Consider the following 22,681-nt stretch of genomic DNA (forward strand, 5'->3'; position numbering starts at 1 on the left):
CGCTATACAAAAGGAATAACCCCTTACTTTTAGATTATAGAGGGTAATTTCAAATTAAGGTTTTGGAACACTTCTTGTTAAAGTATATGACTGTTGCTTGGAGTAGTTTGTGGTCCATAGTGTTTGAAGAAAAGAAAGTATGCTATATGGGATATAGAGTAGTAATAAGCCTATTGTAACAATTATGGGTGAATTTCCGCCAAATTGAACGATAAATTGTAACAGTCCACTTGTATGAAAAACGCATTCCATAAAAACGAATGAAAGAATAATGGAACCTAAAATTGATTTATGATTCGAAGTAAGCGCCAAAAACAATGTATCCACAAGAAAAGAATCATGTTTTATTTCATATTCATTTGTGTTTTTCAAGAAAGGAATCCATTTTTTTATTGCTTGCATAACGATAATCATGGAAGTACTACATACGATGATAAAAGATGAGTAGTAAGGAAGGTTTATAAATTGTGCGACGTATAGAAGTAGTAATAAGACTGAACATTGTAATACTACAGTGCAAAAAGAGTAAGGTATCCAATTCAATACAGTAGTAAACTTTTTAAACGAGTTAGGTACTTTGAAAAATAAATGGCCGATACCCAAACTTATGAAAAATCCGATCGCAAGGGTAAAAGTAAAACGAACAATCGATATAAAATATATTTCCCATATGTAAGGGAATAATGGTGTTGAATGATTAGAAGTATGTATCATTTGATTTACTGAGAAAAAGATAGATTCATGCATCCAATCAACCTTTGGAATTGATATAGAAGAAAGCTGTGCGAAGTTTTGAAAAATGCTAATAAATCCATTTTGATAAGAGTAATTGTGTGTAATAAAAAGAGCTGGAATTGGACTTATGGCAAAAATAACAATAACACCAATTATTAATTTGTATATATGTGAGCGTAATAAGGACATATAACCACCTACTCTTGGAATATTCAGAAAATTCTTATTCTTATTTTAGCCGTTTTTGGAGCAAGTTACAATATATTTTTCTTTAAGTATCGGTAGATGGATAGTTTTAAATTCTTTTTAGAAATCTATTTTATGTATGAAATATAAAGCAGAAACGGGTATGTAACAGTACGAATACAAAAAGCGTGAACAGTTTTGCATTTTCACAATTTTTGTATGGAATGAAGAGAAATGTAGGGAAGTGTCGAAAGGATTAAATAGATTTTTTTAATTTGAAAGTGATACCATGTAATTAAACGGTGTTTAAATCTTTGTTTAACTAATAAATTCTAGAGGGGGGATATAAATTGGAGGGAAATGAAAACGTATCAACGAAAGAAAAGATTTTAAATACAACATTGGAATTAATTAAAACAGAAGGTTTTGAAAGGGTAACGATAAGAAAAATTGCAGCATTGTCAGATGTAAATATCGCGCTTGTAAATTACCATTTTGGTTCAAAAGAAAAGTTGATTAGTGAGACGATTAGAGTCTTATTAATTAGCTTTCAAGGCACTTTTTCTATTTTAGATAATATTACAGTGCCAGCAAAAGAAAGATTAAAAATATTTTTATTGGATTATGTACTAGTAATTCGGCAATATCCGAAGTTAGTTAGGAAGATTATTGCAATGGGAACTACGGCATTTACATCTCAATACGAATATGGGGATTTTTTGAAGAGGCTAGGTTTTAGTAAAGTGAAGAATATTTTGAGCGAAATAACGAATGAAACGGATCAGGAAATTTTAATGATGATGACAGTACAAATATTTGGATCTATTTTTCTTCCCACATTAATGATGCCAATTCTCGAATCAGGGGCAGATATAAAAGTACCATCTGTAGAAAAACAGATTGATTTCCTAATTGAACGCTATTTTTATAAAAATTGAGATAGTGGGTGATAGAGATGGCTAGTTTCTTTAGAAAGCATTGGTGTGATATAGGATTAGTGGTCGCTATTGTTGTCGTAGTTTGTTTAGTCGCGAATTTGGGAGAAATGAGTGAAATGAAAGTACTGTTATGGTTAAGTTTTGTGGCCATTTTAGTGCATCAATTTGAAGAGTATCGTTGGCCAGGTTATTTTGCTGGTCTATTTAATGTAGTTATATTTAAAAGTGATATACCAGATCGCTATCCATTAAATACGCAATCTGCTATGGTAATAAATATTTTGATTACGTATGTTTTTTATTTACTCCCGGTTTTCTTTCAAAATATAATATGGCTTGGGTTGGCACCTATTTTAATGGGATTTTTTCAATTCATATGGCATGGTATTTTTGCGAATATAAAAGCTAAAACAATATATAATCCGGGATTAGGTGCGGTTGTATTACTACATGTTCCAATTGGTTATGTATATATGAGATATATTCTTTTACACAATCTGGCTACAAATTTGGATTGGTTATTTGGGGTGATCTACTTTCTAATAGCTACCTATTTTTTAATTATAAAAGGAAATATATTAATGAAAAGTAAGGAGACAAATCATTACTTTTCTAAAAAGCAACTAGGTCCGTACAAATGATACATTGAAGTGATTCAGAATTCAGAGGAAGGGTTTTAGATGCTGAAGAAAGTGCAAGTGAAGGATTCATGAATAAATTATGACAAGAAAACGGAAAATTTTCAGAAAAATAAAATAAATTATTTATTTTTTTCTGAAAATATAATATAGTTATGGCACAGAAAGTATTTTAACATAAGGAGGCTTTTTATGAGGATTAAAGGGAATTACGTGCCGAAAAGGGAAGTTTTACTGTGCTCAAGTTCGATTACGATAGGGGAAGCGTTAGAGCATTTAAATAAAACGGGGTATCGTTGTGTACCAGTTTTAGATGAAAAAAAAGAGAAATTTTTAGGGAATATATATAAAGTAGATATTTTAGAATATAAAGGATCGCTTGATGAGAGTGTAATACAATTATTAAACGATAAAGAAGGATTTGTGAGAGAAGATTCATCTTTCTTTAAAGTATTTTTTACAATAAAAAAATTGCCATATTTATCAGTAGTTGACGAAAAAGGGATTTTCCTTGGAATTTTAACGCATAAAAAAGTTTTTGAGTTATTAGAGGATGCATGGGGCGTTCACTCTAGTAAATACTCTGTCATGATTGGAACGCAAGACTATAATGGAGCAATTCAAAAGTTATCGACAGTTTTAAAGAAATACACTGGTATTCAAAGTTTGATGACTTTTGATAATGATGCCTTATTAGTTCGTAGAATTATGTTTACATTAGGAGAAGAGTTTAACGACGGTGAATTAGAGACATTATTGAAAGATTTAGAAGATCACGGATTTAGAGTTGTGTATGTGGAAGAGATGAAAAATCCACGTGAAGTTGAAACGATAGAGTAACATACAAAAGCCATCTAATTATCTTGGATGGCTTTTGTTATGTTACGTGTGTAAAGTTATTTGAAAATAACGATAGGATAATAGGAGAGATTGTAACAATATTTGTGTAAGAGAATAAAAATTGTAGATAATTTCGATTTTCAAAAAAATCAATTTGAAAATATGTTTTTATTTTGCAACTAAATATGTTACTATATGTGTGATAAAAACAAAGAGGTCTGACAACTATACTCCACGTAATAACACTCTAATGATTTAAAAATTCAAAAAAATCAAAATTCGAAAATAACAATTGTATTAATGATTAGAGTAAAAATAAGGGGAATGGAGAAATTATGGAGAAAGACACTGCTTTGTAAGGGGCATATTTTATCATCTTGAGCAGAGAGGAGGATGCATAGCATATTGTAAAATATAGAGATAAACAATGGAAAAGTGCTATGCAAATGAAGAGCATGAAGGGACGTTTAAGGCCAGGTGATACGGTAGCAATTGGTTTAATGCTATTTGCATTATTTTTAGGAGCAGGAAATTTAATTTTTCCGCCAGTTTTAGGTCAACAAGCAGGAGAGAATGTTTGGATTGCTACAATAGGATTCCTTGTAACGGGAGTCGGATTACCCCTACTAGCTGTAACAGCTGTCGCGTTTGTAGAGGGGGACTTGAAAGCGCTGTCTTCTAGAGTCCACCCTATATTTGCGTTTATTTTCCCATTGATTAGTTATTTAGCAATTGGACCATTTTTCGCAATCCCGCGTACTGGAGCTGTTTCGTTTGAAATGGGTATGAAGCCGTTTTTATCAGAGGCAATGGTTTCAGAGTGGTACATGCTATTTCTTTTCACGATAGTTTTCTTCGGAATAACGTGGTATTTATCATTAAATCCATCTAAATTAGTGGATTGGTTCGGAAAGTTTCTTACGCCACTATTGGTATTAATTGTCGCTGTTATTGTCGGAAAGGCAATTATTGATCCAATTGGAGAGCCGGCTGCGCCGTTAGCTGCTTACAAAGAAAATGCTTTCTTTGGTGGATTTATTCAAGGATATTTAACGATGGATGCAATTAGTGCTCTCGTATTTGGAATTGTCGTTGTACAAGTTATTCGCTCTAAAGGGATAAAAGAGAGTAGTCAAATTGCAAAAATAACAGTCGTATCAGGTATTATTGCTGTACTTGGTTTAACGTTAATTTATTTATCACTTGCTTATCTTGGTTCAACAAGTACATCACTTGGTGTCTCAGAAAACGGTGGTCTTATTTTAACGAATGTTGTAAATGAGCTATATGGGACGAGTGGTAAAATTTTATTGGGGCTTGTTATTATACTCGCTTGTTTAACAACTTCTGTTGGGTTAACATCTGCGTGTGCGGGTTTCTTTACAAACTTATTCCCAAAACTTTCACATAAAACGATTGTAACAATGGTATGTGTATTTAGTTTAATTGTATCTAACCTAGGTTTAACACAATTAATCGCCGTAACATTACCTGTGTTAATGATCATTTATCCAGTTGCAATTGTATTAATCGTACTTTCGTATTTCCATAAGTGGATTGGGAAGCGTAATACAATTTATATTGGAGCTATTTTAGGTGCATTGTTAATTAGTTTCTTTAACGGTTTAGAAAGTGCGAACATTAAAATTGACGTGATTTCTAATGTACTACAAATGTTACCGTTATATAACGAAGGAATCGGATGGTTAATTCCATCATGTATTGGCGGGATTCTCGGTTTCTTCCTCTATAAATCAAATGAATCAAGTAAATTACAAAAGAAAGGTGCTTAGGCACCTTTCTTTTTTTGAAGGGGATTTTTATATTTTGTCTAAGTAATAATTGGGAGGAATGATAAAATGGCTAATTTTGAAGATTTTTTAAATTTGGATTTGCGAATTGGAACTGTAATACATGCAGAGGAATTTAAAGAAGCGAGAGTTCCAGCGATTAAACTAGAAATTGATTTTGGAGAAATTGGGATAAAGCAGTCAAGTGCTCAAATTACGAAAAGGTATAGCCCAGAAGGTTTAGTCGGTCAACAAATTGTTGCTGTTGTAAATTTCCCGCCAAAGCGTGTAGCTGGATTTAAATCGGAAGTGCTTGTGCTTGGCGGCGTTCCTGAAGCTGATGATGTTGTGTTGCTTCAGCCTAATATGGAATTGCCAAATGGAACAAAAATTAGCTAGGGTGAAGGCAGGGGCTAATATGGGTATCGGACGAGAATATTTACAATGTGCGATTTCGAACTTTAAAGCAACAAAGAAGCAAGGGGAACGGGCACTTTCTCAATTATCATACGAACAAATACAATGGTCTTCTCATGAAGAAACAAATAGTATAGCGATTATTATAAAGCATCTGCATGGTAATATGCGTTCTAGATGGACGGATTTTTTAACATCTGATGGTGAAAAAGTTGATCGTGACCGAGATGGTGAATTTGAAGGAGGCTATTCTTCAAAGAAGGAAGCCCTTGCAGCGTGGCAAGAAGGATGGGAATACGTTTTTAATACGATGAATACGATATTGCCGGAACATCTATTGAAGACGGTATACATTCGTGGTGAAGCTCATACGGTCCTGCAAGCAATTGAAAGGCAAATTTCTCATTATGCATTGCATATTGGACAGATTATTTACATCGGTAAAATGTTAAAAGAAAATGAGTGGCTATGTTTAAGCATTCCTAAAGGACAGTCAACTCGTTATGTAGAGAAAAAACGTTCAACATAATAATAAGAAAGAAACCGATAAAAAATGGGGAAAAAGAAAGTCAGCCAAATAATAGATGGTTCTGTAATCATAAGAATACTGCCAAAAATAAGTCCATATACAATAAGAAAGAAATTGAAAAGTGTATTCACAGGGAGAAACCGTGAGATGAACACTTGCTGTCGTTTAAAACAATCACTGTGAAATAAATAAAAGCGGAAGCACCATGTGGCTGTAATAAGATCTTTCTTTCTTACAATTCTTTTTTTGCATGTATGACAGATAAATGGTGGTTGCATTTCATTACGCTCCATTTTTTATTTTCATAATAATGTGAGACAAAAGTAGGTACAAAGTGTAAGTTCCTATATACGCTCCTGCAATAAGGAAAAATGGATTCAGTAAAATTCCATGAATGCTTGTCATGAAAACTAAATCTTGTATTAAAACATCGTATATATTAATGGAAATAATTGTACCGAGTACATACAGTGCCAAGTACGCAGAAATATGTAGCACAATAGAGACTTTTGGATGCTTAGCGGACAAATAAAAAATGAATGATAGAGCGATTGGTAATATTCCTATTAATAGCTTCAATTCATTTCACCTCATTAACAATATAGCCGAAATTTTAACGGTCTATTCTCTAGGGCTTGTACATAACTTGAAATAGAGAGGTGATAGTATGAATCGGGGCTTTTTTTTTATGAAGTTTACAAGCATGCGTAAGTTAGTTTTATTTGTTATTACTACAGTGCTAGCGACTTTTTTTCTTATTAGTATGATGGTAACCTCTATGAAAGAGACGAAGTCAACGTATTTATATAATTGGTTAAATGAGTTATCGATGAATGGTTACATGTATGTACTTGGAAAAGAGAATCATTATTTTACACAGGAGTATCGAAATTTGAATCAAGATTTTTCAATTTCTTCTTTTCTCTTTTCTATGGCTACAAATATTCGCTTTAATGATGTACGCAGTTTTGTCGGGAAAGAGCTCCCTGGGTTTGGTAAGTACGATACAGAAATTGTTATTGCGGGTGAGGGTACAAATTATTCTAACTTACCGATAGAGTCGAGTGTCCCTCTTGAAGAAGTAGTGAAGGAACGGACTAGTGGAACTGGACAAGCACCTAAACAAGATACGAGTAAAGAGAAAAAACAGCCGTCCCAAACGACCGGGAAAAGACAAGTTGCGTTTATTTATCATACACATAGCTGGGAATCCTATTTACCTTTACTTAACTTAACGAATGACCCGAATCCGAATAAAGCAACGAGTTCTGTATCGAATATTTCTATATTAGGAGACCGTTTCCGTGAACAACTAGAAGGTGAAGGAATTGGCGCCACTAACGATAAGAGTGATGTTGGTCAAAAGTTAATAAGTAAAGGTTTAAACAGTAATAGTTCGTATAAGATGTCACGAGAAATTGTGCAGCAAGCTATGGCTGGAAATAAAGATCTTCAATACTTTTTTGATTTGCATCGTGATAGTGCCCGAAAGAATGTAACGACAAAAACAATTGGAGATAAATCATATGCAAAGCTTGCATTTGTAGTAGGGAAAGGAAATAAAAACTATGAAAAAAACTTACAATTAGCGACAGCTTTACATGAGGCGATTAATAAGAAATATCCAGGAGTGAGTCGTGGGGTCATTCAAAAAGGGTTCCAGACAGGAAATGGAATCTATAATCAAGACCTATCAGGACAAGCGATATTAATAGAAGTTGGCGGTGTAGATAATACAGAGGAAGAATTGAATCGATCAATTGATGCACTTGCTAAAGCATTTGGTGAATATTTTTGGCAGGCAGAAAAAGTGAATGGATAAAGTGAAATTTAAATTGGTGAGAGACCTCACCTGATGAAGATGAGTTCACAGTATTTTTGAAAAAACGTAAGTGTAATGCTTGCGTTTTTTCTTTGTAATGATGAGACGTCACAGAATAGACATAATTTGTCGTTGTTATAGTAATATCGAAATTTGTCAATTTATAGTAGGAGATTTACAAAGGGATTTTCGGGAAAGTAGAGAAAATCTTTTTATAAGGAAAACTTTTTATTATGAAACTGGTAGGGTGATTGAAGTGATTAGGGAAATCGAAATAGAAGATGCAGCATCATTTTTGCAATTAAGTAAGCAATTAGATGAAGAAACGAAGTTTATGTTATATGAACCAGGAGAAAGAAAAACTACAGCTGAGCAACAAGAAAAAATGATCCATCGCTTTATAGAAAATGAATATGCAACAATATTTGTAGCAGTTGAAGATGAGAGGATAGTAGGTTTTATATTAGTGAATGGAAATAACATTCAAAGAAAGAGGCATGTAGCAACCATTGTAATTGGTATTTTGCAAGAGTATAACGGGCGAGGTATTGGGACGAGATTGTTTAAAGAGGTTGAGAAGTGGGCAAAATTACATGATGTATGGCGTTTAGAATTAACAGTAATGGCCCACAATACAAGAGCTCAGGCACTATATAAAAAAGCTGGATTTGAGAAAGAAGGTGTCAAAAAAGCTGCTCTTATTATCGATGGAAAGGGCATCGATGAGTATGAAATGGCCAAATTATTAAAATAAGAGGTCGTTATATGAAAAAAAGATGGGCACTACTTGGTATCATAGCTGCAATAATTATTGTTGGAGTAGCAGGAATCAATTATAAAATGTATAAGGATAAGCAGGCGCGGGAAGTAAGTGTAAATAGCATATTTCCGAAAGCAAAAGAAACGATTGCTAATATGGATGGGGATATTGCGGTAATTAATAATCCGAATTCAATGCTTGTACTTGTGAATAAAAGTAGGCGTTTACCAGATGGGTATAGACCGCCAGATTTAGTTATTCCGAAAGTGCGCTACTCTAGTGAAGGTGATCAAGAAAAGAAAAAGATGAGAAAAGAGGCAGCGAGGGCGCTTGAGGATATGTTTCAGCAGGCTGACAACGAGCGTATTTTCCTGTTTGCAGTTTCTGGATTTAGATCTTTTGATCGACAAAAAGCATTAAATACGATGTATAAAAAACAAGATGGAGAAGCAAAAACAGCAATGTCTAGCGCGGTTCCTGGTACAAGTGAGCATCAAACTGGACTAGCTATGGATATTACGTCTCAATCTGCTAAATTTCAGTTAGAGACGGTTTTTGGGGAAACGAAAGAAGGTCAGTGGCTTTCTGAAAATGCCCATAAATTTGGTTTTGTGATTCGATACACAAAAGCGAAAGAGACGATTACGGGCTATCGGTATGAACCATGGCACGTAAGGTATGTGGGAAATCCACAAGCTACATATTTGTATGATAATCAACTGACGCTTGAAGAAGTAACAGAGTGAACAATTGAGGGGAGAGGCGTACAATGACGATGTTATATAAGAAAAAAGTACATGCATATATTACAAGAGAAAAAGAGGGGGTTATGCAATTACTTGTTTTTAAACATCGTGATATACATGAAGCTGGTATTCAAGTGCCAGGGGGAACGGTTGATGAAGGTGAAACGTTAGAAGCGGCTATATTGCGTGAAGTACAGGAAGAATCCGGATTGCGTCATTTATGCATAGAGCGTTTTTTAGCAGATTACATTATACATATGAAAGAAAAACAGGAATATGAAAAACGCCACTTTTTCCATGTAACTTTACTAACAGATGTAAAGGATACTTGGGAACATATTGTAAGTGCTGGTGAGGAAGATAAAGGATTAGTATTTTGCTACGAATGGATTAATATTGCAAAATGCCCTGAATTAGCTGGGAAACAAGGTGAGTTTTTACATTTGTTAGATGAAGTATACGCACAGTAATGTAAGAGTCTGAAGCGAAGGTTAATCCGTTTCAGACTTTTTTTATTTTTCGGTAAATTAAAGGTGTTTAAATAAGGAAATTGAATTTCTTTAAAGGGATATTAATTTAGGATGTGTTGAGGTGAAAAAATGAAAAAGTAAGGGGTATACGCTAAAAAAGTTCATATAAGGGAGAATATAAATGGAAATTCAGTTTAATCCAATCTTAAAAACGGAACTAACAATTCAAGATATTCAAAATGAAATGGAATCTGGAAAGTTAACTTCAAAAGAGCTAGTGATGTATTATCTCTATAGAATCGCAAAGTATGATCAAGACGGACCGAAAATCAATTCAATTTTAGAAATCAATCCAGATGCTATTTTTATTGCAGAAGCGTTAGATCATGAAAGAAAGACAAAGGGTGTAAGGGGTCCGCTACATGGTATACCTGTTTTGGTTAAGGATAATATTGAAACGAATGACTCCATGCATACAAGTGCAGGTACGATTGCTCTAGAACAAAATATAAGTAGTGAAGATGCATTTCTCGTTACTAAACTGCGAGAAGCAGGGGCCGTGATAATAGGAAAAACGAATATGACAGAATTAGCAAATGCAATGTCTTTTAAAATGTGGGCTGGATATAGTGCAAGAGGTGGTCAAACAATTAATCCATACGGAACGGGTAAGGATGGTATGTTTGTTGGGGGCTCAAGTACAGGCTCTGCGATAGCAGTTGCCGCTAACTTTACAGTAGTATCTATTGGGACAGAAACCGATGCTTCTATTTTGAGCCCCGCTGTTCAAAACTCTGTAGTTGGCATTAAACCGACTGTCGGTCTAATTAGTCGTAGAGGAATTATTCCATTCACTTATTCGCAAGATACAGCTGGACCATTTGCTAGAACAGTAACAGATGCCGCTATTTTACTAGGGAGCTTAACTGGAGTGGATGAGAAAGATGTAGCAACTCGTAAAAGTGAAGGTAGGGCATATCAGGATTATACATCTTACCTTGATGCTAATGGTTTAAATGGAGCGAAAATTGGTGTGTTTAACGACGCACCAAAAGATTATTACGAAAATGGTGAGTATGATGAAAAATTGTTTAAAGAAACGATCCAAGTATTACGTAATGAGGGAGCGGCAGTAGTAGAGAATATTGATATTCATTCTTTTCATAGAGAATGGAGTTGGGGAGTTCCGCTTTATGAACTGAAGCATAGTTTAGATAACTATCTTTCTAAATTACGTTCTATTATTCCGGTACATTCTATTTCGGAGTTAATGGAGTTTAATAAAAACATGGCAGAAAGAGCTTTAAAATATGGACAAACTAAGTTAGAGGGAAGAAAAGATTTTCCTAATACGTTACGAAATCCAGAATATTTAAATGCGAGATTAGAAGATATATATTTTTCTCAAGAACAAGGCATTGATTTTGCATTGGAAAAATATAATCTTGATGCGATACTGTTTCCTTCCTATATAGGTTCTACTATATGTGCGAAAGCGGGTTATCCGTCTATAGCAATACCAGCAGGGTATATGGAAAGCGGGAGACCTTTTGGAATTACGATTGCAAGTACTGCCTTTAGTGAAGGGATATTAATTAAGCTAGCTTACGCTTTTGAACAGGCGACAAAACATAGAAAAATCCCGAACTTGTCATGAACAGAATAAACAAAAAGGACAGGGAATTCCTGTCCTTTTTGCTGTGTTGACTACAGTGATAGATTATTCTACTCTGGTTTATAATATTTTAATAAACTGAAAGATAAACAAGCGGAACATAAAATAAGAATAGAAGCGATTATATAAATTGTACGGACACCGAACATATCAGTAATAATGCCAACGCTAAGCATAGAAAGACCAGAAGTTGTTGAAAGAAGGGCGCCATGTACCGTATACATTTTTTATAATAAAGAAGGGGCGACACTTGATTGTAAAACTGTCGTTTGAGAAATATCTCTAATTTGATAACATGGTCCCATTAGAACACATAGAAAAAGCGCAATAAATCCGCTGCTCGTCATACCATATAAAAATGTAAGAATGCTAAACATAAGAGAGCCAATCGACATGGATCGTATTAAATTGTTTTGAATATAGGAACTCATTTTCCATGCTAATAGACCACCGATTAACGTACCAACATAATAACTTGTATTAATATATCCCCACCATTCTTCGCTTTTATGAAGAATAGACGTAACATATGCCATTGTAATAGCACCAATCCATATTGTCCCTGCGAAAGTTTCAATTAAGTCCATATATGTAACGGTACGGAGAGAAGGATTTTGAAATAAGAGTTTCCAACCTTCCGATAAAGCAGTACTTTTTGAAGAGGGAGGGTCTGCTATTCGTTCAGTATGTATGGTATGTAATGAAAAGTGTAATGCAATGCATCCAAAAATCATCAACATGTTATTAATCATGAGTGTAGATGTAGCGCCAATGAGAAGAACGATAACACTCGTAAATGAATAAGCGGCGGCTTGCGCAATTTGTGTTGAAAAGGAAAAGATACTATTTACTTTTACTAATTTTTCTTTTGGTGTAAGGCGCGGAAGAATGCTGTATAGTAATGGAGCACTCCATCCACTACATAATGAAATGAAAAAAATAAAAGTTAATAGAGCTATAATATTTGTGGATAAGACCGGAAATAAAATCATTAATAATAGTAAAAAGACTGTTTTTAGCCATTGTAGCGTATATAACAACATATAAGGTGGAAAACGATTTACTATAAGAGGTGCAGAGATGTTAGCAATTAGATTTGTGATAACTTGTAATAGTGGAAAAAGAGCAGTAATAGTAGCTGATTTAGTTGCTATATAAATATGAGTTGTAATAATCATTACATATACGATGTCAGCAAGAGTAATGCATATTTTGGAACCTAAGTAGTAAGTTAGTGACTGGTTTTTCAATAAGAATACCACCTCTAAAAAATAGTATTTAGTAATTAGAATAATTGTAGTTTAAAAATTAAAATTTTTAAAGAATTTCATTTTTTGTCACTTTTTGAAAGGAATTTTCATGTATAATGAAGAATATATTGATATAGTATTATATTAATAATCATTGTAACAGTGAGTATGTACAATAGCTTGTAGCAAACGCCCAAGTGTAAGAAAGGGCGGATAAACCATTCTTTTCTTCATATACATATAGAAAATGAGAAAGAAAGTGAGGGTTGCATATGGCTGCTTGGGTAATTTGGTTTATAATAGCTGGTATTTTATTTATCGCAGAAATGTTGTCGATTACATTTTACATGCTTTGGCTTGGAATTGGGGCTGTTGTCGGAGGTCTTATTGCTTTGTTTGCTCCTGATGCACTACTGTTACAAGTTACTGTTGGTGCAATTGTAAGTTTAACTTTGACATTCTTTACGAAAAGAATTTCAAAAAACTTTCGAGAAGCAAAAGGTTTTACTGATACAGTAGATATGCTTGTTGGTAAAAAAGGGATTGTTATGCAAGCGATTACAAATGAAGCGAATGGTATTGTAAAGGTGGATGGAGATACTTGGACAGCTATTGCAGATTCTTCAATTGATGCTGGAGAAAAAGTCGTTGTTATAAAGAGGCATAGTACTATATTACAAGTGAAAAAGGAGAGTGAATAAATATGGTAGCATTAACGTTAACGATTATATTCGCACTAATTGTAGTTACATTTATCGCATTAACAATTAAAATTATTCCTCAGCAAAAAGTTGGGGTTGTTGAAAGATTTGGTAAGTTTCAACGTATCATGCACCCTGGGTTAAATATTTTAATACCAATTGTAGATCGTGTCCGTGTATATCATGACTTACGTATTCAACAAACGAATGTACCACCGCAAAAGGTAATTACGAAAGATAATGTTCAAGTAGAAATTGATACAATTATTTTCTATCAAATTGTTGAACCAGAACTTGCGACATATGGTATTTCAAACTATGAATATGGTGTTCGTAATATTACTTCAGCAACGATGCGTCAAATCATCGGTAAAATGGAACTAGATGAAACGTTATCTGGTCGTGAAAAAATTTCAACAGAAATCCGCTTAGCGCTTGATGAAGCAACAGAAAAATGGGGCGTACGTATTGAACGTGTCGAAGTTGTTGATATTAACCCGCCAAAAGATGTGCAAGCATCAATGGAAAAACAAATGAAGGCTGAGCGTAATAAACGTGCGATTATTTTAGAAGCTGAAGCAGCAAAACAAGATAAAGTTCTTCGCGCTGAAGGGGAAAAGCAAAGTAAAATCTTGATGGCTGAAGGGGATAAAGAAGCGCGTATTCGCGAAGCTGAAGGTTTAAAAGAAGCGAAAGAATTAGAAGCGCAAGGGGAAGCAAGAGCAATTGAAGAAATCGCAAAAGCAGAACAAAACCGTATTGAATTGCTTCGTGAAGCGAATATAGATGAACGTATACTTGCTTATAAATCATTTGAATCATTAGAAGAAGTTGCAAAAGGACCAGCAAATAAAGTCTTTATTCCGTCTAATGCAATTGAAACACTTGGTACTCTTGGGGCAATTGGAGAAATATTTAAAGAAAAACAAGCGAAGAAACTACCTTCAAATGATACAGGAAAAGAACAATAAAAGTGAGGAAGAGAAATGGGATACCATTTCTCTTTTTTTGTGCGTATATTCCGAAAAGCTTGTACATATCCATGTATAAAGAAGGTGATGCAGTGAAAAAGTATGCAACTCGAATACATGGGAAGAAACTAATTTCGTTACTCCTTTTATATGCGCTAATAGTAATTATGATAGCGTCGATTCTGACGTCACTTTTACATACAATGAAATCGAATTATGCAAATCAATGGTTTGGAAAAGTATCGATGCAAGGTTTTGTTCAAATGATAGAAAGTGAGAATCGCTATTATGGATTTGATTATTTTAAGCAGAATAAACGAGAGTCAGTTGGGAATTTAATGTTCTCTATTGCGACAGATTTGAAGATTAAAGATTTAAGAACATTTGTCGGTAAAGAAGTACCTGGTATGTCAAAGTATTATTCTAACATTATCGTAGCTGGGGAAGGGACAAACTTGACGAATATCCCAAATGAATCTAGTGTACCGATTGAAGAAGTAACGAAAGAGCGGAAAGTAGCAAAAGATAAAGTTACAGAAGCGGAAAAGAATAATCCGGTTCAGAAAAAGAACGGAGCGAAAAAAGGTGAGAGTGCAGTATATATTTATCATACACATAGCTGGGAATCCTTCTTTCCATTATTACCAGGGGCAACTGATCCATCTAGCCCAGATGTAAATGTGTCCTTACTAGGAAAACGTATGAAGGAACAACTTGAGGGGCAAGGAATTCCAGTAATTCACGATAAAACGAATATGGGTGATTTATTAGCGAGTAAAAAGTGGGTATGGTATCAGTCATATAAAGCGTCTCATGAATATGTAAAAGAAGCATTAGCACAAAATAATAAAATTGCGTTTCCGATTGATATACATCGTGATGACCAGCGTAAGAAAGTAACAACAAAAGTAATTAACGGGAAATCGTATGCAAGATTATATTTTATAATTGGGATGGAAAATGAAAGGCGTGCTGAAAATGAAAAAATTGCAAGAGCAATCAATAGTTATTTAGATGAAAACTACTACGGATTAAGTAGAGGGATTTTTCCAAAGTATAAAAAAGATGGAAATGGCGTTTATAACCAAGATTTATCGAAAAATGCGATGTTAATTGAAGTTGGTGGTGTTGATAATACGTTAGATGAATTATATAACACAATTGATGTGTTAACAGAAGCGTTTAGTAAATATTATTGGAATGATGCGGAAAAAGTGAATGGATGAGGGACGGGAGACCGTTCCTTTTTTATTTTGAAATCTTAAAATGTGATATAATGGAATTTTATGAATGTTAAATAAAGGGAGAGAGAAACATGCAAATACTACTAATACGCCACGGAGAATCAGAAGCTGATATTTTACATGTGCATGAAGGACGAGCTGATTTTGAGTTAACTGAAAAAGGGAGACAACAAGTACAAAAACTTGTACAGAAAGTGAAAAAAGATTTTGCACCAGATTTCATTTGGGCAAGCACATTAAAACGTGCTCGTGAAACGGGTGAAACATTAGCAGAAGTAATTGGTTGTCCAATTCAATTAGAAGAGGAATTAATGGAGTTTAATAATGGAATACAAGCTGGCTTATCATTTGAAGAAGCAAAGAAATATCCAGAACCAAAGTTTCTTCATGACCGTTTTGAAAACGGAGAGTCATTTATTGAGTTTCGAATGAGAATAGAAGGGATTTTTTCTAAAATTGTGACAGAGAATACATATGATCGAATTGCGATTGTTGCCCATGGAGGCGTAATTAATAGTCTATTACGTGCATTTTTCAATATGCCAATTTCAATGGACTACTATTTCAAAATGGGAGATACGGGAATAAGTTTAATTGAAATTGAGGGTGAACAAAAAACGGTGCATTTCATTAATGATACGAATCATTTGGACGGGATGTAAAGACTTATGTACAAAGTTGCATTTTTTGATGTTGACGGTACGCTTTTAAGCGAGATTGATAGAAGTATGCACGAAAGTACAAAAGAAGCGGTACAAAGATTAATAGATAAGGGGATTCACGTAGTTGTTACAACAGGGAGACCATATAGTTTATGCTCACAATTTAAGGGGTTAGGCATAAATACGTATATTTCTGCAAATGGTGCACATATAAAATGTGGGGAAGAAGTTATACATAAATCAGTACTTTCAAGCGAAATCGTTCATGATATTTCAAATTTTGCTGAATTACATGGTCACAGTGTTTCTTACTTTACAGAAGAATTTGCAATGAATGATATTGCCTCCAAAGATGAACGTGTCATACGAGCGTTAAATGAAACTTTAAATTTAGAGCGGTATCCTGACAAAGTTAAAAACTTGTCAGATGAGATGTATTGCATATGTCTGTATGCCGATGAAGCAGAAGCTCAAAAATTCATTGAAAGATATCCAGCACTTACGTTTGACCGTTTTCATGGTTACGTTATAAATGTATTGGAAGATAGTAAAGTATCGAAGCTAACTGCAATTCAAAAAGTATTGGAACATTTAAATATTAGTAAATCAGAAGCCATTGCTTTTGGTGATGGTGGAAATGATATTGAGATGTTTCAGTATGTAGGATTAGGAGTTGCGATGGGAAATGGTGGAGAGGAGTTGAAGAGAAGGGCTGATTTCGTTACAACGAAGGCGAGTGAAGGCGGAATTTCTTATGCCTTAAAGAAGTTACGCATTATTTAAAACTGATAGCTAGTCAGTGTGAAAAATCCTGTTTTAATAATAGGATTTTTTTGTTCAACAATGTGCTTGCGATAAAAGGAAAAATATGAGTATAATGAGAAAGTAATTAGGTAAGCTAATTATTTAACGAGAAAGGAGAGTGAAGATGAATGGATTCAAGAAAAGATTCTCTTCCTTTAGGGATTGAGCCGTACGCAGAGTTAATCAAAAAGACAGCATCAGCGGAAACGGATCCAATCGCAGCAAAACTTGGTTTGTTAATGTTATGGACGTCTGATAATGTTCTTGATGCTGTTGACGTAGATTTAGCTCCACTTGGTATTTCAGAGAGTAAATTAGATTTTTTACTATTGTTTATTTTGCGTGAAATGGAAGCGAATGGGGAAGAAGTGAACATGAGTCCTTCGGATATTGCGAGTCGATTAGGGATTACACGTGCTTCTGTCACTGGCTTATTAGATTGGATGGAGAAACGAGAGTTAATCGTAAGATTCCACCATTCTAAAGATCGAAGAAGATTAAAGGTGAAAATTACTCCGAAAGGAAAAGAACTAGTTACACATTCTTTACCAACTTTTTGGTTATCTTGCGCTTCGTTAGTTGATGGCTTTAATCAAGAAGAGCGTCAAGTTTTAGAAAAGCTATTAAATAAAATGCAAGCAACTATGCAGGTGAAATTAGGAGAAGGTAGGTAAATAAGTTGATTATGAAGATCAACTTATTTATTTGGACATATAATTAGCTTGTCTTATTATATGTTTAACTAACTTTTTGTACGGTGATAATTTTTGCTATGTAATTAAAATAAATAAGAGTTAAAGGAATGCTATTTTAGTGATCTAGAGGTTTTAAACTAATAAAAATAAATGGTAATAAGGGAGAGAGTTTATGATGGAAATAGGAAAGGAAGTAAATAGTGAAAAGAATTATACAATAATGACAGCTGTATTATGTTGGTCGGGTATGGTAGTTATGTCTAGCCTATATGTAACAATACCTTTAATCTCTCTATTTTCAAACATTTTTAATACGTCATTAACACACTCGGCAGCTACAGGAAGTATATTTTCTGTTGGCTTTGCTATAGGGTGTTTGTTATTTGGGGCAATCTCTGATAAATATGGACGAAAAAAAGTGATTTTTATTGGATTGCTTGCACTGTCGATAGTTTCTTTTTGCTTAGGGTTTGTAGATAGTTTCTTTTGGCTTGTTATTTTTAGAGGTATACAGGGGATAGCCGCAGCTACATTTTCTCCAGTAGCGTTAGCCTACGTTGTAGAAATGTTCCCAGTAGAAAAAAGGGTTACAACAATAGGGTTTGTTAGTACCGGTTTTTTAGTAGCTGGAATTGTAGGGCAGGTAATAAGTACTGCTGTTAGTCAGCATTTTGGATGGCATATGGTTTTCTTTCTTCTTAGCATTGTCTATATAAGTACTGCTATATGGGTTTATTATTCTCTTCCGAAAGGAGAGACGTCTCAATCCTATACTGATATTTTGGGACCAATTAAACAGATGAGTAAAGTTTTTACAAATAAAAGCTTAGTATTAAGCTATATAATTGCATTCGTTTTATTAATGGCTTTTGTTAATATGTATACTGTTTTAGGGAATTATTTGAGCTCTCCTACTTACAATTTAACTGCGGAACAAATCCTTTATTTTCGCTTAGCAGGGCTGTTTGGTATGTTGCTGTCACCACTTGCAGGTCGTTTAACAAAGAGGTTTGAAATAAGGAAAGTTCTTCAAGGAGGATTGTTGATTGCTATTTTTAGTCTAAGTTCAATGGGCTTTGTTTCGTATCTATTTCTACTTGTAATGATGAGTGTCTGTTTTGTAATAGGTATTGCTATATCCGTTCCGTCTTTAGTTTCTCTTGTAGGTCAATTAGGAGGGAAAGCAAGGGGAATAGCGGTATCTATTTATACTTTTATTTTATTTTTAGGTACTAGTATAGGGCCTATCATTTCTATTTATCTTATGAAAATAGGAGGTTATGCTCAAACATTTATTTTATTAGGAATGATACTTTTTATTGGTTTTGTAGCTTCTCTATTTATAATTAATGAATGAGTGGAAAATCACTCAAATAAAGGAATGCGAGGATCTTTCATATGCTCGCATAATAAAATATGAATTTGTCCACGATGATGATAAAAGTGTGCAACGATTTCAAGTAACCATTCAAAGCGCGAATAAGAAATCCCCCAATAGGCAGTCATAACTTCTGCTAATTCTATTTGGGAGTAGGAAAGAAATGTTTTAGAGAGAAGGTTGTATCCTTCAATCATCGTTTGTTGCATGTGAGCAACTGTTACGGGCGTATGTTCTATATAAAAGGTATGTAATTCTTTTTCTGAAATACCATTTAAAATGAGTAAATCAGCATGACAAATAAGAGAAAGATGTGCATACATTTCAAATAATGATCGTTTTGAGTGAATCGGTTGTATTTTTAAATCGTTTTCACTATATTGGTTAAGCATATCAATAGAAGTATCAATAGCAACTTTTAGTTGATGTAATGCAGATTGAACAAACATTGTAATTCTCCTCGTCTCCGTATATAATAGTTTCTTGAGGATATTATATCATACTCAAAATTCCGAAAATTCTAGTAGTTTGACTAGCATAATGAAAAGTATTATATTGTAAAAGGTCATATGAAACGTGAAATAGAATGGAATGCAATTATTGAGTTAGGAGTTAGACCAATGAGTTTGAAATATGGAAGAGATACAATTGTAGAAATTGACTTAAATGCTGTAAAACATAATGTAAACGAATTTAAAAAACATGTAAATGATGAAAAAATTAAGATGATGGCTGCTGTAAAAGCGAATGGGTATGGCCATGGGGCAGTTGAAGTTGCCAAAGCTGCAATTGAAGCAGGAATAAATCAACTTGCAGTTGCATTTGTAGATGAAGCGATAGAATTAAGAGAAGCAGGAATTACTGTGCCGATTTTAATTTTAGGATACACACCAGTTGCGGCTGTAGAAGATGTAATTCAATATGACGTTATGATGACTGTTTATAGAGTAGAAGATTTACATGGTATAAATGAAATTGCAAACCGTCTTCAAAAGAAAGTACAAATTCAAGTGAAAATTGATACAGGAATGAGTCGTATCGGTTTACAAGAAGAAGAGGTTAAACCATTTTTAGAAGAATTAAACCGTATGGAGTATGTAGAGGTAGTAGGGATATTTACGCATTACTCTACGGCAGATGAAATCGATAAATCATATACGAATATGCAAACAAGTTTATTTGAAAAAGCTGTTAATACAGCGAGAGAATTAGGAATTCAAATACCATATATTCATAGTTCAAATAGTGCAGGATCAATGGAATTAAGTAACACATTTCAAAATATGGTACGCGTTGGAATAGGAGTATACGGTATGTATCCGTCAAAAGAAGTGGATCATACAATCGTTTCTTTACAGCCTGCGTTGTCGTTAAAATCAAAAGTAGCTCATATTAAACATGCGAAGAAGAATCGCGGTGTAAGTTATGGGAATACGTATGTAACAACTGGTGAAGAATGGATTGCGACTGTACCAATTGGTTATGCTGATGGTTATAATCGTCAATTATCTAATAAAGGCTATGCGTTAATTAACGGGATTCGAGTACCTGTTATCGGCCGTGTTTGTATGGATCAGTTAATGCTGGATGTTTCAAAAGCGATGCCAGTACAAGTAGGAGACGAAGTAGTATTCTACGGTAAACAAGGTGAAGAAAATATCGCAGTAGAAGAAATAGCGGATATGTTAGGTACAATAAACTATGAAGTTACATGTATGCTAGATAGAAGAATTCCGCGTGTCTATAAAGAAAATGACGAAACAACTGCAGTTGTAAATATATTAAGAAAAAACTGAATCATTTCGATTCAGTTTTTTTATTTTTGGCAAGTGAAAAATGCTCTATTTGTACCGTGGAATTGAATGTTCTTAAAACCTACAGATTCCAATGAAGAAATTATTTCTTCATTGGAATAACAAGCTTCTTCAAAAGAAAAGTCACTTCTTGTCCAATTATTATCTATGTCATGGTGAAATAGTATAAAGTTCATTTCTGCTTTTTTATTTTCATTATTATATGTAGAATCAATCGTACAAACATATTCTTTCTCTGAAATATGAAACGAAGCAATCCAGTTTTTAAGAAATCCTTTTTCCATATTCATATCAAATGCGAATATACCCTCGTTATGTAATACGGAGTAAACTTTCTGAAACACACTTTTTAGTTCATCTAAATTCATAATATGGTTTAAACTATCACCGGCAGAGATGACGTAGTGGAATTGCTCATTTATATTGAAATAGCGAGCGTCATCGACGATAAAGGTTGCATCTGGCGCATTTTTACGTGCATACTCAATCATTTGAGTAGAACCATCTATACCAGTTACTACAAAATTATGATCAAGTAGTTTCCTAGTAAGATGACCAGTCCCGCAACAAAGATCTAAAATATGAGAACGTGGTTGTGCATATTGTAAAACGAGTTGTTCAAAAGCTGGATAGGAGTGTTCAGAAAAATGTCCCCAATGTTTATTATAAATAGATGCGAAAATATCATAATTAGAATAAATAAGTTTTTTAGACATAAATATTCTCCTTGCTATTCATTAAATTATAATAATCATGCTTCATCATAATTTCAAAACCGCATTGTGTATAAAGCTTCAAAGCATTGTTATTCTTTGTTTCAACTTGTAATTCAATTGTTGTAGCACCATTTGTGAAGAGCTTATGTGTCATATAGTTTAAAATAGCTTTACCGTAGCCTTTACCTTGATAGGAAGGGTGGACAGCGAATCCTGATAATATAGTAGAATGATCTTGCTCAGTAACTGTAATCGTTCCTATCATTTTTTTATCGACAAGAGCACTGTAAACTTTATGAGAAGGTGAAGTCATCATTTTTTGTAACCATGTAGCCGTATTTTCTACTGAATCACCAAAAGCTTTACTAGAAATTTCAATAAGATCAAGAAGTGATTCTGAAGTTGCAAGAGTAAGCTGTATATTATTATCTGTTGTTTTTTGAAGTTCGTTTGTCTTGAACTCCATACTATATTCACTATATAAATATGGTAACTTCATATGTTTTACAAATTCATTCCCAGAAATAGAATCCCCATTGATAATAAGAAGAGCTTCATCTGTCTCTCTATTTTGTATTTCTTTCATTGCAGTTTGTAAAAGGATAGTTCCGAAACGTTGTTTTCTAAAATGAGGATGTACAAAGCCTATTAGTTCAAGCTTTGTTGGTCTTTCAAAATCATACATATTTAAAGCGCCAATTAATTGAGTGCTGTTATAAAGAAGAAAATCGTTTATATAATCTTCATTTCGATTTTTTAAAAAGTTGATATGTAAATCTGAAGAGTAATCAAGGTTGTCTTGTTGCCCACAAATATAAGCCAAATCCTTCATTTGCTGTATTTCACTTTCTGTTACAGAACGCTTTTTCCGAATATCCATTGTATAATCCCTCTCATTCG

25 protein-coding genes and 1 pseudogene are annotated in these 22,681 nt (G+C 33.8%); 19 read left to right on the forward strand and 7 right to left on the reverse strand.

Annotated features, from left to right (window positions below; translation table 11 throughout):
- Positions 1-54 precede the first annotated feature (54 nt).
- Positions 55-924, reverse strand: coding sequence for a hypothetical protein (locus tag DOS87_RS10120; RefSeq protein WP_098578032.1), 870 nt, complete (start codon positions 922-924; stop codon positions 55-57).
- A 347-nt stretch (positions 925-1,271) separates the two neighbouring features.
- Here DOS87_RS10120 and DOS87_RS10125 point away from each other — a divergent pair, with 347 nt between their 5' ends.
- The 6 genes from DOS87_RS10125 (at position 1,272) to DOS87_RS10150 (ending at position 6,073) form a co-directional block, all read left to right on the forward strand.
- A complete protein-coding gene (locus tag DOS87_RS10125) occupies positions 1,272-1,859 on the forward strand; it encodes a TetR/AcrR family transcriptional regulator (protein WP_000398854.1) in 588 nt (195 codons plus the stop codon).
- A 17-nt stretch (positions 1,860-1,876) separates the two neighbouring features.
- Positions 1,877-2,500: an HXXEE domain-containing protein gene (locus DOS87_RS10130; protein WP_000135769.1), complete on the forward strand. Its 624-nt coding sequence runs from the start codon at positions 1,877-1,879 to the stop codon at positions 2,498-2,500.
- A gap of 189 nt (positions 2,501-2,689) precedes the next feature.
- Positions 2,690-3,337, forward strand: a complete 648-nt coding sequence (gene cbpA, locus DOS87_RS10135; protein ID WP_001220522.1) for a cyclic di-AMP binding protein CbpA — start codon at positions 2,690-2,692, stop codon at positions 3,335-3,337.
- Positions 3,338-3,792: 455 nt separating this feature from the next.
- On the forward strand, positions 3,793-5,130 hold the full coding sequence (brnQ4, locus tag DOS87_RS10140) for a branched-chain amino acid transport system II carrier protein BrnQ4 (protein WP_395939124.1): 1,338 nt from the start codon (positions 3,793-3,795) through the stop codon (positions 5,128-5,130).
- Between the two features lie 66 nt (positions 5,131-5,196).
- Complete coding sequence (gene csaA / locus DOS87_RS10145) at positions 5,197-5,526, forward strand: chaperone CsaA (RefSeq protein ID WP_001263021.1); 330 nt, start codon at positions 5,197-5,199, stop codon at positions 5,524-5,526.
- Positions 5,507-6,073 (forward strand): DUF1572 domain-containing protein, encoded by a 567-nt coding sequence (locus DOS87_RS10150; RefSeq protein WP_000435822.1) that lies wholly within the window; start codon positions 5,507-5,509, stop codon positions 6,071-6,073. Before csaA ends, DOS87_RS10150 begins: the two co-directional genes overlap by 20 nt.
- Here DOS87_RS10150 and DOS87_RS10155 read toward each other — a convergent pair.
- Together DOS87_RS10155 and DOS87_RS10160 are read right to left on the reverse strand one after the other, a co-directional pair.
- Positions 6,046-6,351 (reverse strand): hypothetical protein, encoded by a 306-nt coding sequence (locus DOS87_RS10155; RefSeq protein ID WP_043333388.1) that lies wholly within the window; start codon positions 6,349-6,351, stop codon positions 6,046-6,048. The two genes, DOS87_RS10150 and DOS87_RS10155, sit on opposite strands and share 28 nt — an antisense overlap.
- A gap of 4 nt (positions 6,352-6,355) precedes the next feature.
- The gene (locus DOS87_RS10160; protein WP_000770731.1) at positions 6,356-6,652 is read right to left on the reverse strand and encodes a hypothetical protein; all 297 of its coding nucleotides are present in this window, start codon (positions 6,650-6,652) and stop codon (positions 6,356-6,358) included.
- A gap of 88 nt (positions 6,653-6,740) precedes the next feature.
- On the opposite strand from DOS87_RS10160, the gene spoIIP (DOS87_RS10165) reads away from it, so the two are divergent.
- The 5 genes from spoIIP (DOS87_RS10165) to DOS87_RS10185 all read left to right on the forward strand — a co-directional run bounded on the left by spoIIP (DOS87_RS10165) (position 6,741) and on the right by DOS87_RS10185 (position 11,528).
- Positions 6,741-7,895, forward strand: coding sequence for a stage II sporulation protein P (gene spoIIP / locus DOS87_RS10165; protein ID WP_001079284.1), 1,155 nt, complete (start codon positions 6,741-6,743; stop codon positions 7,893-7,895).
- 256 nt (positions 7,896-8,151) lie between these two features.
- Positions 8,152-8,649: a GNAT family N-acetyltransferase gene (locus tag DOS87_RS10170; protein WP_000617571.1), complete on the forward strand. Its 498-nt coding sequence runs from the start codon at positions 8,152-8,154 to the stop codon at positions 8,647-8,649.
- Between the two features lie 11 nt (positions 8,650-8,660).
- Positions 8,661-9,401 (forward strand): M15 family metallopeptidase, encoded by a 741-nt coding sequence (locus DOS87_RS10175; protein ID WP_000747643.1) that lies wholly within the window; start codon positions 8,661-8,663, stop codon positions 9,399-9,401.
- Between the two features lie 23 nt (positions 9,402-9,424).
- Entirely contained in the window at positions 9,425-9,871 is a 447-nt protein-coding gene (locus DOS87_RS10180) for an NUDIX hydrolase (RefSeq protein WP_000178282.1), read from the forward strand.
- A 181-nt stretch (positions 9,872-10,052) separates the two neighbouring features.
- The gene (locus DOS87_RS10185; RefSeq protein ID WP_000405403.1) at positions 10,053-11,528 is read left to right on the forward strand and encodes an amidase family protein; all 1,476 of its coding nucleotides are present in this window, start codon (positions 10,053-10,055) and stop codon (positions 11,526-11,528) included.
- A gap of 68 nt (positions 11,529-11,596) precedes the next feature.
- Here DOS87_RS10185 and DOS87_RS10190 read toward each other — a convergent pair.
- Positions 11,597-12,796 (reverse strand): annotated as a pseudogene (locus tag DOS87_RS10190) (MFS transporter).
- Between the two features lie 272 nt (positions 12,797-13,068).
- Here DOS87_RS10190 and DOS87_RS10195 point away from each other — a divergent pair.
- From DOS87_RS10195 to DOS87_RS10225, 7 genes are all read left to right on the forward strand, one after another.
- Positions 13,069-13,497, forward strand: coding sequence for an NfeD family protein (locus tag DOS87_RS10195; RefSeq protein ID WP_000741974.1), 429 nt, complete (start codon positions 13,069-13,071; stop codon positions 13,495-13,497).
- Positions 13,498-13,499: 2 nt separating this feature from the next.
- On the forward strand, positions 13,500-14,468 hold the full coding sequence (locus tag DOS87_RS10200) for an SPFH domain-containing protein (protein WP_000226256.1): 969 nt from the start codon (positions 13,500-13,502) through the stop codon (positions 14,466-14,468).
- Positions 14,469-14,488: 20 nt separating this feature from the next.
- Entirely contained in the window at positions 14,489-15,694 is a 1,206-nt protein-coding gene (spoIIP, locus tag DOS87_RS10205; RefSeq protein ID WP_374058747.1) for a stage II sporulation protein P, read from the forward strand.
- An 89-nt stretch (positions 15,695-15,783) separates the two neighbouring features.
- Entirely contained in the window at positions 15,784-16,374 is a 591-nt protein-coding gene (locus DOS87_RS10210; RefSeq protein WP_001166447.1) for a histidine phosphatase family protein, read from the forward strand.
- A gap of 6 nt (positions 16,375-16,380) precedes the next feature.
- A complete protein-coding gene (locus DOS87_RS10215) occupies positions 16,381-17,157 on the forward strand; it encodes a Cof-type HAD-IIB family hydrolase (protein WP_000278722.1) in 777 nt (258 codons plus the stop codon).
- Between the two features lie 149 nt (positions 17,158-17,306).
- On the forward strand, positions 17,307-17,852 hold the full coding sequence (locus tag DOS87_RS10220) for a MarR family winged helix-turn-helix transcriptional regulator (RefSeq protein WP_000378334.1): 546 nt from the start codon (positions 17,307-17,309) through the stop codon (positions 17,850-17,852).
- Positions 17,853-18,048: 196 nt separating this feature from the next.
- A complete protein-coding gene (locus DOS87_RS10225; RefSeq protein ID WP_118961797.1) occupies positions 18,049-19,230 on the forward strand; it encodes an MFS transporter in 1,182 nt (393 codons plus the stop codon).
- 8 nt (positions 19,231-19,238) lie between these two features.
- Here DOS87_RS10225 and DOS87_RS10230 read toward each other — a convergent pair whose 3' ends face one another.
- Positions 19,239-19,700, reverse strand: coding sequence for a DinB family protein (locus DOS87_RS10230; protein ID WP_000497993.1), 462 nt, complete (start codon positions 19,698-19,700; stop codon positions 19,239-19,241).
- Between the two features lie 171 nt (positions 19,701-19,871).
- Between DOS87_RS10230 and alr the strand changes: the two genes are divergently transcribed.
- Entirely contained in the window at positions 19,872-21,047 is a 1,176-nt protein-coding gene (alr, locus tag DOS87_RS10235; protein WP_014895227.1) for an alanine racemase, read from the forward strand.
- A 20-nt stretch (positions 21,048-21,067) separates the two neighbouring features.
- Here alr and DOS87_RS10240 read toward each other — a convergent pair whose 3' ends face one another.
- Together DOS87_RS10240 and DOS87_RS10245 are read right to left on the reverse strand one after the other, a co-directional pair.
- Positions 21,068-21,781 (reverse strand): class I SAM-dependent methyltransferase, encoded by a 714-nt coding sequence (locus DOS87_RS10240; RefSeq protein ID WP_000038499.1) that lies wholly within the window; start codon positions 21,779-21,781, stop codon positions 21,068-21,070.
- Positions 21,774-22,661: a GNAT family N-acetyltransferase gene (locus DOS87_RS10245; RefSeq protein WP_000354634.1), complete on the reverse strand. Its 888-nt coding sequence runs from the start codon at positions 22,659-22,661 to the stop codon at positions 21,774-21,776. The genes DOS87_RS10240 and DOS87_RS10245 overlap by 8 nt, the downstream gene beginning before the upstream one ends.
- Between the last annotated feature and the right edge of the window lie 20 nt (positions 22,662-22,681).

Source organism: Bacillus sp. CR71 (assembly GCF_003429245.1).
Taxonomy (GTDB): Bacteria; Bacillota; Bacilli; order Bacillales; family Bacillaceae_G; genus Bacillus_A; species Bacillus_A thuringiensis_S.

Excerpts from the sequence above, each read along its gene's own strand:
- DOS87_RS10120 (WP_098578032.1), bottom strand. The coding sequence starts at position 924 with ATGTCCTTATTACGCTCACATATATACAAATTAATAATTGGTGTTATT.
- DOS87_RS10130 (WP_000135769.1), top strand. The coding sequence starts at position 1,877 with ATGGCTAGTTTCTTTAGAAAGCATTGGTGTGATATAGGATTAGTGGTC.
- cbpA (WP_001220522.1), top strand. The coding sequence starts at position 2,690 with ATGAGGATTAAAGGGAATTACGTGCCGAAAAGGGAAGTTTTACTGTGC.
- brnQ4 (WP_395939124.1), top strand. The coding sequence starts at position 3,793 with ATGAAGGGACGTTTAAGGCCAGGTGATACGGTAGCAATTGGTTTAATG.
- csaA (WP_001263021.1), top strand. The coding sequence starts at position 5,197 with ATGGCTAATTTTGAAGATTTTTTAAATTTGGATTTGCGAATTGGAACT.
- DOS87_RS10150 (WP_000435822.1), top strand. The coding sequence starts at position 5,507 with ATGGAACAAAAATTAGCTAGGGTGAAGGCAGGGGCTAATATGGGTATC.
- DOS87_RS10155 (WP_043333388.1), bottom strand. The coding sequence starts at position 6,351 with ATGCAACCACCATTTATCTGTCATACATGCAAAAAAAGAATTGTAAGA.
- spoIIP (WP_001079284.1), top strand. The coding sequence starts at position 6,741 with ATGAATCGGGGCTTTTTTTTTATGAAGTTTACAAGCATGCGTAAGTTA.
- DOS87_RS10175 (WP_000747643.1), top strand. The coding sequence starts at position 8,661 with ATGAAAAAAAGATGGGCACTACTTGGTATCATAGCTGCAATAATTATT.
- DOS87_RS10180 (WP_000178282.1), top strand. The coding sequence starts at position 9,425 with ATGACGATGTTATATAAGAAAAAAGTACATGCATATATTACAAGAGAA.
- DOS87_RS10185 (WP_000405403.1), top strand. The coding sequence starts at position 10,053 with ATGGAAATTCAGTTTAATCCAATCTTAAAAACGGAACTAACAATTCAA.
- DOS87_RS10195 (WP_000741974.1), top strand. The coding sequence starts at position 13,069 with ATGGCTGCTTGGGTAATTTGGTTTATAATAGCTGGTATTTTATTTATC.
- DOS87_RS10200 (WP_000226256.1), top strand. The coding sequence starts at position 13,500 with ATGGTAGCATTAACGTTAACGATTATATTCGCACTAATTGTAGTTACA.
- DOS87_RS10210 (WP_001166447.1), top strand. The coding sequence starts at position 15,784 with ATGCAAATACTACTAATACGCCACGGAGAATCAGAAGCTGATATTTTA.
- DOS87_RS10215 (WP_000278722.1), top strand. The coding sequence starts at position 16,381 with ATGTACAAAGTTGCATTTTTTGATGTTGACGGTACGCTTTTAAGCGAG.
- DOS87_RS10220 (WP_000378334.1), top strand. The coding sequence starts at position 17,307 with ATGGATTCAAGAAAAGATTCTCTTCCTTTAGGGATTGAGCCGTACGCA.
- DOS87_RS10225 (WP_118961797.1), top strand. The coding sequence starts at position 18,049 with ATGGAAATAGGAAAGGAAGTAAATAGTGAAAAGAATTATACAATAATG.
- DOS87_RS10230 (WP_000497993.1), bottom strand. The coding sequence starts at position 19,700 with ATGTTTGTTCAATCTGCATTACATCAACTAAAAGTTGCTATTGATACT.
- alr (WP_014895227.1), top strand. The coding sequence starts at position 19,872 with ATGAGTTTGAAATATGGAAGAGATACAATTGTAGAAATTGACTTAAAT.
- DOS87_RS10240 (WP_000038499.1), bottom strand. The coding sequence starts at position 21,781 with ATGTCTAAAAAACTTATTTATTCTAATTATGATATTTTCGCATCTATT.
- DOS87_RS10245 (WP_000354634.1), bottom strand. The coding sequence starts at position 22,661 with ATGGATATTCGGAAAAAGCGTTCTGTAACAGAAAGTGAAATACAGCAA.